This is a genomic window from Shewanella glacialipiscicola (assembly GCF_023283485.1).
GTDB classification, from domain to species: Bacteria; Pseudomonadota; Gammaproteobacteria; order Enterobacterales; family Shewanellaceae; genus Shewanella; species Shewanella glacialipiscicola.
This window is the reverse complement of sequence record NZ_JAKILU010000019.1, coordinates 52,366-68,127: the sequence shown is the minus strand read 5'-3', so window position 1 is coordinate 68,127 and position 15,762 is coordinate 52,366. Positions and strand designations below refer to the sequence as shown.

Annotated in this window: 11 protein-coding genes, 1 pseudogene and 1 riboswitch; of the genes and pseudogenes, 10 read left to right on the top strand and 2 right to left on the bottom strand. The window is 44.8% G+C overall.

The features are described from left to right. The 6 genes and pseudogenes from L2717_RS13900 to drt4 all read left to right on the top strand — a co-directional run. Window positions 1-154 (top strand): annotated as a pseudogene (locus L2717_RS13900) (IS630 family transposase); the annotation flags it as partial. 200 nt (window positions 155-354) lie between these two features. Further along, the gene (locus tag L2717_RS13895; RefSeq protein WP_220772824.1) at window positions 355-1,584 is read left to right on the top strand and encodes a dicarboxylate/amino acid:cation symporter; all 1,230 of its coding nucleotides are present in this window, start codon (window positions 355-357) and stop codon (window positions 1,582-1,584) included. A 281-nt stretch (window positions 1,585-1,865) separates the two neighbouring features. After that, complete coding sequence (locus tag L2717_RS13890) at window positions 1,866-3,023, top strand: FUSC family protein (protein WP_220772823.1); 1,158 nt, start codon at window positions 1,866-1,868, stop codon at window positions 3,021-3,023. 133 nt (window positions 3,024-3,156) lie between these two features. Beyond that, complete coding sequence (locus L2717_RS13885) at window positions 3,157-5,202, top strand: M14 family metallopeptidase (RefSeq protein WP_220772822.1); 2,046 nt, start codon at window positions 3,157-3,159, stop codon at window positions 5,200-5,202. 308 nt (window positions 5,203-5,510) lie between these two features. Then, a complete protein-coding gene (locus L2717_RS13880) occupies window positions 5,511-6,287 on the top strand; it encodes a DUF4097 family beta strand repeat-containing protein (RefSeq protein ID WP_220772821.1) in 777 nt (258 codons plus the stop codon). A 637-nt stretch (window positions 6,288-6,924) separates the two neighbouring features. After that, window positions 6,925-8,532: an antiviral reverse transcriptase Drt4 gene (drt4, locus tag L2717_RS13875; protein ID WP_220772820.1), complete on the top strand. Its 1,608-nt coding sequence runs from the start codon at window positions 6,925-6,927 to the stop codon at window positions 8,530-8,532. A gap of 219 nt (window positions 8,533-8,751) precedes the next feature. Here the strand turns inward: drt4 and L2717_RS13870 are convergent, their stop codons facing one another. Together L2717_RS13870 and L2717_RS13865 are read right to left on the bottom strand one after the other, a co-directional pair. Further along, window positions 8,752-9,207 carry a GIY-YIG nuclease family protein gene (locus L2717_RS13870; RefSeq protein WP_220772819.1) on the bottom strand — a complete coding sequence of 152 codons (456 nt, stop codon included), beginning with the start codon at window positions 9,205-9,207 and terminating at the stop codon, window positions 8,752-8,754. An 11-nt stretch (window positions 9,208-9,218) separates the two neighbouring features. After that, entirely contained in the window at window positions 9,219-11,354 is a 2,136-nt protein-coding gene (locus L2717_RS13865) for a S9 family peptidase (RefSeq protein WP_220772818.1), read from the bottom strand. 169 nt (window positions 11,355-11,523) lie between these two features. Continuing rightward, a riboswitch (FMN riboswitch) is annotated at window positions 11,524-11,752 on the top strand. A 188-nt stretch (window positions 11,753-11,940) separates the two neighbouring features. Here L2717_RS13865 and ribB point away from each other — a divergent pair. From ribB to L2717_RS13845, 4 genes are all read left to right on the top strand, one after another. Further along, window positions 11,941-12,594, top strand: coding sequence for a 3,4-dihydroxy-2-butanone-4-phosphate synthase (gene ribB, locus L2717_RS13860; protein ID WP_220772817.1), 654 nt, complete (start codon window positions 11,941-11,943; stop codon window positions 12,592-12,594). 368 nt (window positions 12,595-12,962) lie between these two features. Beyond that, a complete protein-coding gene (moeA, locus tag L2717_RS13855) occupies window positions 12,963-14,216 on the top strand; it encodes a molybdopterin molybdotransferase MoeA (RefSeq protein ID WP_220772816.1) in 1,254 nt (417 codons plus the stop codon). A gap of 10 nt (window positions 14,217-14,226) precedes the next feature. Continuing rightward, entirely contained in the window at window positions 14,227-15,003 is a 777-nt protein-coding gene (gene moeB / locus L2717_RS13850; protein ID WP_220772815.1) for a molybdopterin-synthase adenylyltransferase MoeB, read from the top strand. An 83-nt stretch (window positions 15,004-15,086) separates the two neighbouring features. Next, window positions 15,087-15,749, top strand: a complete 663-nt coding sequence (locus tag L2717_RS13845; RefSeq protein WP_076497378.1) for a Bax inhibitor-1 family protein — start codon at window positions 15,087-15,089, stop codon at window positions 15,747-15,749. Window positions 15,750-15,762: the final 13 nt, after the last annotated feature.

The following is a 15,762-nucleotide window of genomic DNA, read 5'->3' as shown; positions in this document are numbered from 1 at the left end:
GCAATGGCTACGCCAAAATGTGTTGGCCAATCGCTGCTTTAGCGGCTATGACGACATTGTTGAGCAGTGTTCCATCGCATGGAATAGCTTCGTAGAGAATAAAGAAAGGGTGAGTAAGTTGTGCTCTAGACGATGGGCAATGCTGACCAGTTAATTAATGGAGTTGGTATAAATAATTAAACACTCACATGACATAACCCGCGACCCTTTTATTGTACAAAAAGCGCCCCAGTGGCTCGACGACAGCATTTGATATAGAAAACCTACACATACTGCAAACACATGAGCAGACGTTAAGGTTATAATCGCCGACAAATAACACTAAAGACTGCGGTAACGGGGAGTTTCGCACGGATGAAAAACAAAAAATTATTAGGCAATATTGGTGTGCAAGTAGTTATTGCCATGATTTTGGGCGCCTTAGTGGGTTTTATTATGGGCGACAGTGCAAGCGTATTTGCGCCACTGGGCACCATTTTCATCCATTTAGTAAAAATGCTCGTGATCCCACTAGTATTGGTTTCTATCATTAGTGGTGCAGCGAGTTTAGGTGATAGCCCCTCTGCGGGAAAAATTGGCATTGGTACTTTCGGCTTTTTTATTGTCACTTCTGGCATCGCCGTAGCATTGGCGTTGGTGATGGGAAATTTATTCCAACCTGGTGCAGGGGTTGATTTTACCGCCCATAGCAGCACAGGTTTGATGGAAGTGACTAAAGATCAAGGGGCATTGCCTGGGGTAGTCGAGACCTTTATTGGCATGATCCCTACAAATGTGTTCGAGTCGCTGAACGGCGGTAATATCTTACAAATTCTGGTCTTTAGCATCTTTTTTGGTATTGCACTGACGAAGGTGAAAGGCGATGGCGCTAAACCTATTTTGGCGGCACTGAATACCATAGTTGATGCCTTTGTGTGGATGATCAACTGCGTAATGATCATTGCGCCTATTGGCGTATTTGGCTTAATGGCTGATTCTGTCGGCACTTTCGGTTTCGATGCCTTAGAAGTGGTGTTTAAGTTATTTGTCGTGTTTGTGGCGGCGATTCTGATCTACGGCTTTGTCTTCTTTCCATTGGTCGTGCACCTGTTCTCAAACGTGTCGGCGCGCAAGTTTATTTCAGCAATGAAAAAACCACAGGTGATGGCGTTATCAACGGCCTCATCGATGGCAACGCTGCCGGTGAATATGGAAACCTGCGAAGAAGATCTTAAAGTCTCTAAAGCCACCACCGCTTTTGTATTGCCGTTAGGTGCCACTATTAATATGAGCGGCAACGCGATTTATTATGGTTTAGTAGCCATGTTCTTCGCGCAAATGTATCAGGTTGATCTGTCGATGATGGCTTATGCCGCCATCATATTCACCTCAACCTTAGGTGCTATCGGCCAAGCGGGCGTGCCCGGCCCCTCCTTTTTAGTGGTAGCCGTGCTATTAGCAGCGGGGATCCCAATCGATGGTTTACCTTTATTGTTTGCCTTAGATCGGATTTTTGACATGATCCGCACAGCACTCAATATCACAGGTGATGCGGCCTGTGCGTTAATCATGGATAAATACGCTGAGGTACAAGCTGACGCGTGAGCTAGTCGCTAAAGTATTAATATAAACTCGGACAGGCTTGAATAGGCAGTGCTTATTCAAGCTTTTTTATACCCTAAAGCCGATAACGCCCAGTTTTTCACACATACGTAAGCTCGGTTAATTCAATCATTTGCATTTTAATATGTTCTCTCACTGCCCTTTCACAAAGAGTAAGCGGTTAAATTTCGCCATTTACATTTCTTTCTCACCTATAACCCGCAATTTATAGGATTTTCCTGCGATAATAACATTCAGTTAACGTGTAAAAGGAATCCTGCCCTATGTCTGTATTTGCCCCTGCTACACCCTTTGCACCGGCAACGCCCTTTGCCGACTTTATCTATCGTCATTTTCGTGCGGTTCATGCCTTGAAGCTAGGCTTTGCCCTGCTTATTGCCGTCACTATCAATGCTATATGGGCACCGCCACACTTTATTTGGAGCATGGTGACGATAGTGGTCATTATGATGAGTCTGCCGCAGGTCGGTGGCGCAATTGAAAAATCATTGCAACGAGCGATAGGCACCTGTTTAGGCTCGGCTTATGGGGTACTGCTGGTCGCGACCATCGACAGTTACTGGCTGATCATGAGCTTGCTTATTTTGGCCGTTAGTTTGATTTGTTTTATCTCGGCCGGACGTTATAGCTATGCCTATTTAGTGGCAGGATTTACCATCATCATAGTGGTAGGCGATGCCAATCACGGAACCTATGAGGCGCTGTGGCGAACTGCGAATATTCTCTCTGGTTGTGTGATTGCTATTTTGGTATCACTGTTTATTTTTCCGATTAAGGCTAAGCAAGATTGGCGCTCGCAACTAACTCATGCCATTGAGAATATGGCCAATGTATTAACGCAACATCTTCAGGCGCCAGCAAATCACAATCTTGATTTTCGCACTGAACTTGAGGCAGCAATGAAGGCCGTACTCACTCAAAAGAAGTTATTTTTCTCTTTGGAGTGGGAAAGCCAAACACTCAAAAAACATAAAATATTACTGTCGCAGTTAGTGAATAAACAAGTGCGCTTAATCACCCTGCTTGAACTCTTGCCCTTAACCCGCTGGCAGGAAAAAGATAAAGATGCCTATAACCAAATCAATAGCATTGCCGCTGAACTCGCACTTTATCTGCAAAAACTGGCCGCATTTACTGGCGGAAAAACACCGCAGCGCCCCCATTTACCTGAAAATTTAGAGTCACAATTACAACACAGATTACAACTCGCGTTAGTTTCATCCTCCGAGTCGAGCCTAGCCACCAGTGCAACTCAGCTACACAGTTATGATGCCCAGCAGGGCTTTGCGCTCACGGGTTATAGCTGGCTTATTTACCAATTAGCAATTGCCGTTGAAGCACTTTATGAAGATATTGCCGTTATCGATATTGCCTACCATAAACCATCAGCAGCTGAGATAAAGCCTAAGCAAACAGATTAACGTCTTCTGCCGTTAACTTACGGGCTAAATCTATGCCCTAAAAGTCAGATAAACCCTTGGCCGCCCTTGCGTTAGCGGGGCGTTTAATGAAAAGATACCGTCCTAATAAAAACTCGATAGATGGACTCTTTTTATGCGCGTATTTTCCCTCTCCGTTATCGCGATTGCCTGCATCTCCACTGGTAGTCTCTCCGTTAGTAATACCTTTGCCAACGATGCAAAAATCTTAACCCAAACCACTCAGGTAAAGACGACCCTAGTCGCTACCACTCAGACAATTGCCCCCGAAAAAACGCTAGTTGATACTCCTGTTACTGTGCCACAAGTCGTAAACTCTGCAGAGAATACGCCAATCACCACGCCTGCGGCCGATGTAATAACCGATGCCGTAGTTATCACCCCAGAAACTCAACCAACACCGATTCCTGAGCAAGCAAATACTTTTGTTAACGATGCCATTTTACCGCCCAGCATCACTTGGCATGGCGCCAGCGAATCACTCATGCTCAGTGTCGACAACGAATGGGCAACGCCTTTCGAGCAAAGTCGCGGCATTGAGAGCCCAAGCTACGATGCCACTATCGCTTGGCTCGACAAACTCGCATTAGAAACCAATAAATTACAAAAGGTTAGCTTAGGTAAGAGCCCACAAGGGCGCGATATGTGGATGTATATCGCCAGTAGCGAAGGCATTAATGAATCAGCTCGCCTCAAGCAAAACACTAAACCAACGGTTTTAGTACAGGCGGGTATTCATGCCGGAGAAATCGACGGTAAAGATGCCGGTATGATGCTATTGCGCGACATCATCAAGGGCGATAAAAGTGGTTTGCTCGATAAAGCCAACCTATTGTTTGTGCCTATATTTAGTGTTGATGCCCATGAGCGCAGCGGTGAGTTTAATCGGGTTAATCAACGTGGCCCAGTGAATATGGGCTGGCGCACTACTGCAAATAATCTCAACCTGAACCGCGATTATGCCAAGGCCGACACCTTAGAAATGCAGCACATGCTGCGTGCCATTAATGTGTGGCAGCCAGACTTGTATATCGACGTGCATGTCACCGACGGCATCGATTACCAATACGATGTCACCTTTGGTTATAACCTTGCCCAAGGGTTAAGCCCTGCCAGTTTCCGCTGGCTCGAAAACAGTTACAGACCCGCGGTTGAAGCGGCATTAACCGAGCAAGGCCATATTCCCGGCCCGCTGATTTTTGCCGTAGATAATACCGATATCACCAAAGGCATGTCGCTGTGGAATCCTAGCCCACGCTTCTCTAATGGTTATGGTGATGCGCGCCATTTACCGACTATTTTGATTGAGAACCACAGCTTAAAACCCTTTAAACAAAGAGTGCTCGGCACCTATGTAATGCTTGAGCAAACCCTTAAAACCGTGGGGGAACAGGCGACTAAGCTCAAGAGCGCAATTCAAGAAGATAAATACCGCGCCTCGCCGCTCATTACCCTAACGTGGAAATCGGCGCCATTAGCAACAGGCTGGGACTTTAAAGGCATCAATTATGCCCTTGAAACTAGCCCCATCAGTGGCACAGAGGTAGTGCGCTGGAACGGTCAACCTAAGCTGTACCCGAACTTACCTGTGATGGCTGAAACTGTGCCCGATATTAAAGTCACTCGCCCGAGTGCTTACTATATTCCAGCACAATGGACGCAAGTGATTGATCGCCTTAACGTACATGGCATTCGCATGACGCGCCTGACTAAACCGACCGAGCTTAAATTACAGCAATATAAGCTCAGTAACCCAGTGTTTAATACTCAGGATCTTGAGGGGCGCCAAACGGTTAAAGCCGAGTCAGAGTTGACGAAAGTCAGCACCACTCTGCCCGTGGGCACGGTTAAAATCAGCACAGAGCAACCGCTGGGCGATCTGGCAATTTTGCTGCTTGAGCCGCAATCGCCAGATTCTTTGCTGCAATGGGGTTTCTTTAATCCTATCTTCACCCGCACTGAATACATTGAAGATTATGCCGTAGAGCCACTAGCGGCCAAGATGCTAAAAGAGGATCCTAAGTTACAAGCACAGTTCGACAAAGCACTGACCAACGCCGAATTTGCCGCCGATCCCGAAGCGCGCCTGCGCTGGTTCTATGAACGCAGCCCTTACTACGATAACCGTTACCTTAAGTATCCGGTTTACCGTAGTCGCTAAGGCTAGAATATTAATAAGCAATAAGCGTTAGCTATCGCCTGCATAGCCCCAAAGAGTAATTTTTGGGGCTTTTTTATTGGTTTATTTCCATATTGGAATCGCCGCTAAAAATACGTAATTTCACCAAAAATTAGTAAAAATTAAAAACTGCCGTCATGTCCATACAACCAAGCACGGACATATTTTATCTTAAGCCATTGATTATAAATAAAACTTAATATTGGCATCGGCTGTGCAATATCTTGTCTATCGCAAGACGACTCAGCACTCACACGAAAAATGAGTGCCAGATAAACAAGGAAGCTAACATGTCACTACGTCCATTTATGTTCACCCTCGCTTTTATATTAGTGTTTACCGTAGGGGTATCGCTCACTGGCTGCATTATTAATGTCAACGCCGCTGGCATGTCCGATTTAGACCACCAGCAACGCGAACTCACACTCGATAGCCAAGACTTACAAAGCCTAATTGCCGAGACGGGCGCTGGTAGTCTTGAAATTATCGGCGTCGAAGGCCTAACCCAAATTAAACTCGTCGCCGATATCTATAGCAATAAGGACAGCAAAGTCATTCTCACCCTTGAGAAAAAGGCCAATAAAGCCAAGCTCAAAGCTGACATTGAACAAAACGGCCTTAATCATGACTCGCCCTATATCGATCTAAAACTGCAAGTACCTGCGAATTTAGCACTGGATATCGATGACGGCTCAGGCGCCATTATGATCAGCAAGATGACAGCAGACATCAATGTCAAAGACGGTTCAGGTGATATCGAAGTCAGCCAAATCAATGGCAATTTAGCGATCGACGACGGCTCAGGCGATATTGAAGTCAGACAACACAACGGCAACCTAACAATTAAAGATGGCTCCGGCGCAATCAAGGTGACTGATGTTAGCGGCAACATCACCATCGATGATGGTTCAGGCGACATCGAAGTCGCCAATGTGCAAAGTGCTGTGACTATCACCGATGGCTCAGGCGATATTAATGTGTTTAACACTAAGGGATTAACGATTCTTGCAGCAGGCTCTGGCGATGTGAAATTTAATAAAATCGACGGCCCAGTAAGCATGAAATAACGCGCCGTTTTACTACCCTACACCCAAAGGTTTTACCCACTTCCCGGCGTAGAGACTGATGTTGCAACGGTTCCCAGCCAAGATGTCAGTCTTCTACCCACCCTTTGCAGTTATTGCAATTTTGCCGCGACTCCCTGGTAGCGGCATTTTTTTAAGCTTTCGCTTCATACTTCTTCAGCCCCAATGCAGACCAGCCTGTGGTGGCGACGGATCAACACCATTACTGTAATGATTTAGAGTAGGAATTTAACTTGGGGAAAACTTACCTTTGCGAAGCAGTGAATGGGAGCCAAAGCTTAACTAATTGATTTATTATGGAAGTTAATCGTTAAGCTATTAAGCTATTAAGCACTGTCATTCCAGTGACTCGCAGCAAGTACATCCTTGTATGCTCGACGGCGGCATCCATGCCGCCAACGGTCACTTCCATGACAGTGCTTAATTCCGCGAGCTAAATCGTATTCTGTTAGTTTTTTCCTACATTCAAGTAAGAATTCCTAAACCGAACTAACCATCTCAGTAAGTAATACTCTTCAAAGTAAAATGAAGAGATGCACCATCCATGTTTTTCATTTAAAAATAGATAATTAGAGTAATAATATGAGAAAGTAGAATTTTTATAAGCTGTGGTCTGTTTATGTTAATAAGTACTGGTTTGTCACAATTAAATGAAGAATCTAAAAAGTACTATCTTTATCGAGCACTTACTTGTCATAACTACTTTCCAGATCAGAAATCGACTATAGGGGAACTTCCACCACTCCTTAGCACTAGACAGTTTACGCCAGAGGTATGTGAGGCTCTGGCTGCTTTGGGTGAGTCAGACACTCGTGAGAGTAGTGGTTATGATGTGGTTATATATAATGCGACTAGGTATAACAACGCATTTCGTGAACTGTCACTCATTCACCCGAAAGCGTATTCACTGTTAGCTAAGCATCTGCATGATAACTGGGATAAAATCGAGCCATTTACTGTTAGTGAAACAAGTATTATCAAACCGGAACTGCATGACGATGGTAGAATCATGGTAATGAACTATGAAGATCCCATCGAAAAGACTACCCGAGCGTTGACTGAAAGCTTTGGTAAACGATTTCATGTAACTGCCGATATTTCTAATTGCTTTAATAGTGTCTACTCACATGCCATTGCATGGGGACTTGTTGGAATTGATTTTGCAAAAAATAATCGCAAAAAAGGGGAATGGTTCAATCTTGTAGATTCATTTCAAAGGAAATGCAAAAGAAATGAAACACAAGGTATACCTATTGGTTCTGCAACCTCGAATATTAGCCTCGAAATTATTCTCGGTAAGGTTGATAAAGAACTAAGACATGCAGGTTACAACGTTCATCGGTATGTTGACGATTATAGTTGCTACTGTGAGACGAATGAAAAAGCTCACGAATTTTTATTATTGCTGGGTAGGGAGCTAGCTAAATATAAATTTTCACTAAACATTAAAAAAACTAAGATTATAGAACAACCTGCCCCTGACCAAGATTCTTGGATAATAGAATTGTTGGGACATTTACCTAGCCGATTGAATAAATCTCATAATGATGAGCCTAAACTTACTGCATCAGAAGCAATTACGTTCATAAATTATGCAATTATTGTTAACAGACAAACGCCTGATGGTAGTGTGCTCAAATACGCTATTCAGCTAGTAGTTAATTTTTTGAATGAACAAGCTCCTGAGACAGTATATAAATCTGTTCTAAACCTGTCATGGCATTATCCAATACTTATCCCTTATCTTGATGCTTTAATTAATAATTCAAGTATGGATAGAGAGAATGTTGATAGTCACTTAAATGCTTTAATAATCGAGAACTGTAAGCATCGTCGTTCGGATGGTATTTGCTGGCCTCTCCATATAATGAAAAAAATAGGTATTAAACCAACTGAAAATACGATTGCTGCGATTGTTAAGAGTAAGGACTGTGTTGGTTTGACTATCCTTAATTCAATGATTAGCGATAAGAGCCTTATAATTAATTTTGCGAATGAAATTATTAAATCACGAGATAACTACTTGATTGATAATTACTGGTTATTGCTCTATCAGCTGTTTAGAGATGGGGCTGTAAGTAATGCCTATTGTAACATCAGAGTTTTCGATATTCTCTTGGCTTTTGATGTTAATTTTATTCCAGGTGAGACAATAACAGCCTCTGAAAAAGAAAGTGTAAGGACTGAGGCTCGCTTTTATTTTGGAGCGGCAGATGACATAAATTAATGCTGATATCTATGCATTATTTTAATGAGTAATTAATACTTGAATTATGATTAACAGGATACTCAGTGGTTAATTGGATTAAGCGCTGACATGGAAGTGACCGTTGGCGGCATGGATGCCGCCGTCGAGCCTATAGGGACATATTTACGGCGAGTCACTGGAATGACAGTGCTTAATCATTGTATTTGCATACCAATGATTAAGCAGGATTTTGCTCTTTCATATCGCACTTTGTTCGACAGACTTAATCAACGCCAGCTTTTGAGCACGACTCAGCTTTTTAACTGCGATCTCACGGCGCAGTGCATCGCCGTGACTACCAACCTGCTCTTGATACATCAGTGTTAACGGACCTTTACCGCGCAAATACTTAGCAGATTTTGCACTACCAGACTGATGCTCACTAAAGCGCCTTGCTACATCAGTGGTGACGCCTGTGTATAAATGCCCGTTGGCGCAGCGGACTAGATATAAATACCAGAGGGATGCTAACTTTATGGGTGTAGGCTTCAGAGGTGCAGAATTTAATGGTGCGGGATTCAGCGCTTCTTTAGTCACACCATCTTTGGTAGCCACAACGCTAGTCACTGGGGCAAGAGTATCTGCCACCAGTGACTCATGTCGCTGTAAAACTTCTTTGTCAGTATTACCTAGGCTGACGGCTGATTCGGTCACTTACGAATAACCTACTTCGCCATACCTAACAGACTCAAGAAGAACGCATATTCTTGGGCTGTGTCTTGATATTGGCGATAACGACCACTCTTACCGCCGTGGCCGGCTTCCATATCCACGTTAAGTAACAAGACTTTATCGTCACTCTTGTACCATTTGTTTTTAATATCGCGCAGCTTAGCAACCCACTTGGCGGGTTCAAAATACTGCACTTGTGAGTCATGCAAACCGGTCGTGACTAACATGTGCGGGTATTCTTGCTCAGTAACATTGTCGTAGGGCGAGTAACTCAGCATGTAATCGAAATAGGTTTTTTCGTTCGGATTGCCCCACTCGTCGTACTCATTGGTCGTCAATGGAATCGACTCATCGAGCATAGTGGTAACCACATCCACAAACGGCACATGGGCGGCGATAGCAAAATACTTATCTGGCGCTTGGTTAGCAATTGCGCCCATTAGCAAACCACCCGCGCTGCCACCAGAGGCGACAACCTTGTTTTTATCGCCATAACCTTGTGCGGTTAACGCCGTCGTCACGTCGATAAAATCATTGAAGGTGTTTTGCTTATTCAACAGTTTACCGTCGTCATACCAAGGGCGACCGAGCATTTCTGAGCCGCGCACATGGGCGATGGCATATACAAAGCCGCGATCGAGCAGGCTGATAACGGATGAAGAAAAGTCAGGCTCAACGGTGTAACCGTAAGATCCATAACCGTATTGATACAGAGGGTTAGTGCCATCTTTCTTGAATTTGTCTTTACGATACACCAAAGACACAGGCACTTTTACGCCATCACGGGCGGTAATAAACACCCGCTCAGAACGATATTGGTTCGCATCAAAACCACCTAATACTTGGTCTTGCTTCAATAAATCCCGTCTATCTGGATTAATCAGCGAATATTCGTATACGGCTTCTGGCGTTGTTAGGCTGGAGTAGAAAATACGTAATTTATTGCTATCTTGCTGGGCGTTAACATCTAGGCCCATCACATAGGCAGGTTCATCAAAACTCAGCTCAAAGGGCTTTTGACCATTGAACGGCATCACTTTAATCCGACTCAGGCCATTTTCACGGGTCTGAATAATCAGATAATCTTTGAGCACTAACTCGTCTTCGATACGGGCATTGGGGTTGTGCGCAACCACTTCTTGCCACTTAGATTTGTCTGCCGCATCTTTAATGGCGACTTTCATCAAACGGAAGTTAGTCGCCTGCCAGTTGGTAAGAATGTAATAGCTATCGCCCAGTTTAGACACGCTGTACTCATGGCCTTCTTCCCGCGCTAATACTGGCTTAAATAAACCCAGTGGATCCTTGGCATCAAGCACAGAGACTTCGCTGGTTGTGGTGTTTTCTTGGAACAGCACAATTTGTGATTCATCTAAGGTTTTACCCAGCGAGATATAAAAAGAATCGTCTTGTTCTTCATACACTAAAACATCGCTCGATTGCTTAGTGCCCAACTCGTGGCGATACACTTGGTAGCCCAGTAAGGTTTTAAGATCTTTAGCGATATAAAATACATGCCTATTATCGTTCGCCCATACCACTCGACCTTCGGTGTTTTCGAGCACATCGACAATCATGTCACCGGAGGCTAAATCTTTAAAATAGATGTGATACACGCGGCGGCTTAATACATCTTCGCCAAAGGCCAACATGGTTTCATCAGGACTGACACTCGCGCCGCCTAAACCATAAAACTCATGGCCCTTAGCTCGCTCGTTCACATCAAGCATCACTTGCTCAACGCCATCACCACCCTTACGGCTGATCAGCGGATATTCGCCGCCCTCTTGGTAACGACTGTAATAACTATGCTGGTGCCATTGGTACGGCACGCTCGACTCATCGGCGACTAAACGTTCGGTTAACTCTGTAAATAAACGGTCTTGCAGCGGCTTTAAGGGTTTGAAATAGGCTGCTGTGTAGCGATTCTCAGCTTCGAGATAGGCAATCACCTTAGGATCTTTGCGCTCATCATCGCGCAGCCAATAGTAATCATCGGTGCGGGTAACGCCATGCAAAGTCATCACATGGGGAATTTTTTCAGCAATTGGGGCGGGTACTTGCCCTTTTGAGGTCGAACAACCGGATAACAGCATGGCAATACCTAAAGTTAGCAGCAGAGATCGCATTTATACGTCCTTGTGACGTTGATACCAACCTTCGAATAACTCAAAGGCTAAACATTTTCAGTATGATAGTAGTCAGGTGTGCACTAGCGCAAACATTGCGCGCGAGAAGTTGCCATTCGGGGTAAATAAGGGCAACATAACCGCGTTTTTGAGTGTTAATGGCTCAAAAGCAAATTCTCAGGGCGGGGTGAAACTCCCCACCGGCGGTAAATGGTAACGGTGAGTAATTATTCTACTTAACGTCATCAAAGCCCGCGAGCGCCCGAATATATTTTCGGGGTCAGCAGATCTGGTGATTTAGGCTTTGCCAAGTGCAAACCTGACGATTCCAGAGCCGACGGTAATGGACTGTTTGCTTTAATGGCGACAGTGCTGAGTCCGGATGGAAGAGAATGTAAGACAACATTGTGGTATCTCAATGCAACGCGCTTGTGTATCGCAGTGTTAGCCTCATGTTTTGCAATAACGTCACTCAAAAGTGAATGTTATTGCTACAACAAAATCGAACCACAGGGTTGGATTACGTTGTATTTCTGCACGCCCTGATTCTGGATATTCCAATGTCGTTTATTTAAGGATATTAACCATGAATCAGTCTTTACTTGCTCCTTTTGGTACTGCTATCGAACGCGTTGAAGCGGGTCTTAATGCCCTGCGCCAAGGCCAAGGTGTGTTAGTGGTCGATGACGAAGATAGAGAAAACGAAGGCGATTTAATTTTCGCAGCCGAGACTCTCACTAACGCTCAAATGGCCATGCTCATTCGTGAATGTAGCGGTATTGTTTGCCTATGTTTACCCGATGAAAAAATCAAAGCCCTCGAACTGCCAGCGATGGTCGAGCACAACTCGAGCCAATACGGCACCGCATTTACGGTCAGTATCGAAGCAACTGTTGGTGTAACAACAGGGGTTTCAGCCGCTGATCGCGTCACTACCATTAAAGCGGCAATTAACGACAACGCTAAACCAAGCGATCTCGCTCGCCCTGGCCATGTGTATCCACTTCGCGCCCAACCGGGCGGCGTGTTAACCCGCCGCGGCCACACCGAAGGCACTATTGATTTAGTGCAACTCGCTGGCTTAAAACCCGCTGGCGTATTGTGTGAAGTCACTAATCCCGATGGCACTATGGCGCGATTACCTGAAATTATTGCCTTTGGTGCACTGCACAATATGCCCGTGTTAACGATTGAAGATATCGTGGTTTATCGTAAGTCGTTACTGGCGAATGTAGGTTAAGTGAGATGACAGCATCCTCGCTTGAGGATGTTAACTAACAAAAAAGGACGTTTAGCTGCGGCAAACGTCCTTTTTGTTTTAGCGACAAAGGCAGCGTACACACGTTCATTCCATCATTTTTGCTACTGAAAAATGTGTCGCACTAAAAAATTAGAATCGAGCCCCGAGTCAAAGCAAGGGCAAAAACTGGCTGGCATATCACATAAACTCGCATGCAGATCATAGCCATCCTTAATCACCATGGCATAATGTTACGCAATAACCTTAAAATTCGGCATCAGTATGTTGATGTCACTTGGGTATCACCCCAAGGTCAGGTAAAAATTCATTTCGCGTCATCATGACCCATTGCATATAAGGTAGACCCTATGTCCGTAAAAGCCGATCCTTGTTCGCAACCTAGCTTAATGCATCCAGATCAAGCTATTCCCCTGTTGCTCGAACAAGTGAGCCCTGTTTCAGACACTGAAGTTGTGTTACTTCCCCATGCCCTTGGCCGCGTACTCGCCGAAGATTTAGCTTCTTGCATCGATCTGCCGCCGTTTGACAATTCGTCTATGGACGGTTACGCCCTACGCTTTGCCGACTTAAATACGCAAACGAATCAAACCTCATTGCGACTCACCGGCAGTTCATTTGCCGGTCATGGTTTTCAAGGCGAAGCTAAACCCAATACCTGCGTGCGGATCATGACGGGCGCACCATTACCTGTTGGTTATGACACAGTGCAAATGCAAGAAGAAGCCGAAGTAGACGGTGAAATTGTGCATATTCGTCACCCTAAAGCACAAGGCGCTAATGTACGTTGTCGCGGTGAAGAACTGACCCAAGGCACTAAGGTGCTCAATGCGGGCATTCAAATCGGCGCCGCTGAACTGGGCGTACTTGCGACCATTGGCGCTAGCCAAGTACGTGTGTACCGTCAGCTTAAAGTGGCTTTTTTCTCTACCGGTGATGAACTGCGCCCCGTTGGCAGTGAATTAGCTCCGGGGCAAATTTACGATTCAAACCGCTATTCAATCCAAGGCTTACTCAAGCGTGCCAATGTCGAATGGTTAGATTTAGGCGTCATCGCCGACGATCCTGAAGCGATACGGCAGGCATTTCGCCATGCTGCCAGCCAAGCAGATATGGTATTAACCTCAGGCGGCGTTTCAGTCGGCGAAGCGGACTTTACTAAGCAAGTTCTCGATGAAGAAGGCCAAATTACCTTCTGGAAATTAGCGATTAAACCGGGTAAACCCTTTGCCATGGGAAAAATAGGTAAGGCGGTGTTCTGTGGTTTACCCGGCAACCCCGTATCTTCTATGGTGACGTTTTATAAACTTGTTTGGCCAATACTTCAAAAGATGCAAGGCTTAACCCCTGTCGCACCTTTAATGTTAAATGCCACACTCAGTACGCCAATACGTAAAAGCCCAGGCCGCGTCGAATATCAACGCGGTATTTTAAGCCGCAATGCACAAGGTGAGCTCGAAGTTGCCATTACTGGTAGCCAAGGTTCAGGCATGTTGACCTCAATGAGCCTAGCAAACTGTTTTGTGTTATTAGAGCAATTTCAAGGTGATACCGCGGTCGGCACTCAAGTGACGGTTGAACCCTTTAACAGCGTACTGTGCTAGGAAAATCTTGATGAATGTTTCAGAAGATATTCTTAGCGACAGCGAGCTATTGCGGTACAGCCGCCAGATTTCCATTAAAGCCATGGATATCGACGGTCAAGAATGCTTAAAAACAGCAAAAGTGTTGATGATAGGCGCAGGCGGTTTAGGCTGCGCCGCCAGCCAGTACCTAACCGTTGCAGGTATTGGCGAACTGACCTTAGTGGATTTTGATCGGGTCGAATTGTCGAATTTACAACGCCAAGTGCTGCATCAAGATAGCAATATCGGTCAGCCGAAGGTTGAATCGGCTAAGCAAAGTCTTAGTCAGCTGAACCCCTATATCAAAATCAATACTATTGATGCCGTGTTAGATGACCATGAGATTGATGCACTCGTTGCCGAGCACCATTTGGTACTGGACTGCACCGATAATGTCAGTGTGCGCGAACAGCTCAATCTCAGCTGTTTTAAGCACAAAATTCCTTTGGTATCCGCCGCCGCTATTCGCATGGAAGGCATGATCACCGTATTTGACTACCACAATGAAACGCCTTGTTATCATTGTTTTAGCGCTTTATTTGGTGAGCAACAACTCAGTTGTGTCGAATCGGGCATTCTCGCACCAGTAGTGGGTATGATCGGTTGCTTGCAAGCGATTGAAGCTATCAAAGTGATCACTGGCATGGGTAAAACCTTAGCGGGGCGTATTTTGATGATCGATGCGATGACGATGGAGTTTCGCGAGATGAAATTACCCAAACAAACCCGTTGTAGCGTCTGTAGTACACAGGATGCTAATACTTGATGAACAAGTTTATTTACCTTAACTTAACGCGACATTGTAGAGACTGAACGAATAGTTAACATAAAGGAATGACAAGGAAACCTATGGACTCTGAAAATAGTGTATTTGATCGCGTAACCACTGACGGCACTCTCGTTGGCGCGGGTATTTATAATCTCGTTATTGGCCTTACGCTGATTTGGGGATTTGCCGTTAACTATTGGATGGTCACCAATATCGACCCAGAAGCGATTGCCAGCATTAATTCGTGGGTGTTCTTTATCGGCTATTTTGCCTGTTGTTTTCTGGGAATTTATCTGTTTCAAAAATCGAGTAATCCACTCGTCAGTTTTATTGGTTATAACTTTGTGGTCGTGCCCTTCGGTTTGATTATCAATATGGTGGTCAGTCAATACGACCCTGAATTAGTAACTGAAGCCATTCGCATTACAGGCTTAGTGACTATTGCCATGATGTGTTTAGGTACGCTTTTTCCTGCGTTTTTCCAGAAAATTGTGGGCGCACTGACTATCGCCTTGTTGCTCGTTATTGTTGTCGAACTGATTGAAGTGTTTGTGTTTAATACTCATCACGGCATTTTAGATTGGATAGTGGTGCTTATTTTTTGCGGTTATATTGGTTACGACTGGGGACGGGCGAATCAAATCCCTAAAACTATAGACAATGCTATTGATAGCGCAGCCGCTTTATACATGGATATCATCAACTTATTTCTACGGATCTTGCGAATTTTAGGCCGCAAGTAAGCAAGACAATGAG

Coding starts and splice junctions, on each gene's coding strand:
- L2717_RS13890 (WP_220772823.1), top strand. CDS start 1,866: ATGTCTGTATTTGCCCCTGCTACACCCTTTGCACCGGCAACGCCCTTT.
- L2717_RS13880 (WP_220772821.1), top strand. CDS start 5,511: ATGTCACTACGTCCATTTATGTTCACCCTCGCTTTTATATTAGTGTTT.
- drt4 (WP_220772820.1), top strand. CDS start 6,925: ATGTTAATAAGTACTGGTTTGTCACAATTAAATGAAGAATCTAAAAAG.
- moeA (WP_220772816.1), top strand. CDS start 12,963: ATGTCCGTAAAAGCCGATCCTTGTTCGCAACCTAGCTTAATGCATCCA.
- L2717_RS13865 (WP_220772818.1), bottom strand. CDS start 11,354: ATGCGATCTCTGCTGCTAACTTTAGGTATTGCCATGCTGTTATCCGGT.
- ribB (WP_220772817.1), top strand. CDS start 11,941: ATGAATCAGTCTTTACTTGCTCCTTTTGGTACTGCTATCGAACGCGTT.
- moeB (WP_220772815.1), top strand. CDS start 14,227: ATGAATGTTTCAGAAGATATTCTTAGCGACAGCGAGCTATTGCGGTAC.
- L2717_RS13895 (WP_220772824.1), top strand. CDS start 355: ATGAAAAACAAAAAATTATTAGGCAATATTGGTGTGCAAGTAGTTATT.
- L2717_RS13845 (WP_076497378.1), top strand. CDS start 15,087: ATGGACTCTGAAAATAGTGTATTTGATCGCGTAACCACTGACGGCACT.
- L2717_RS13885 (WP_220772822.1), top strand. CDS start 3,157: ATGCGCGTATTTTCCCTCTCCGTTATCGCGATTGCCTGCATCTCCACT.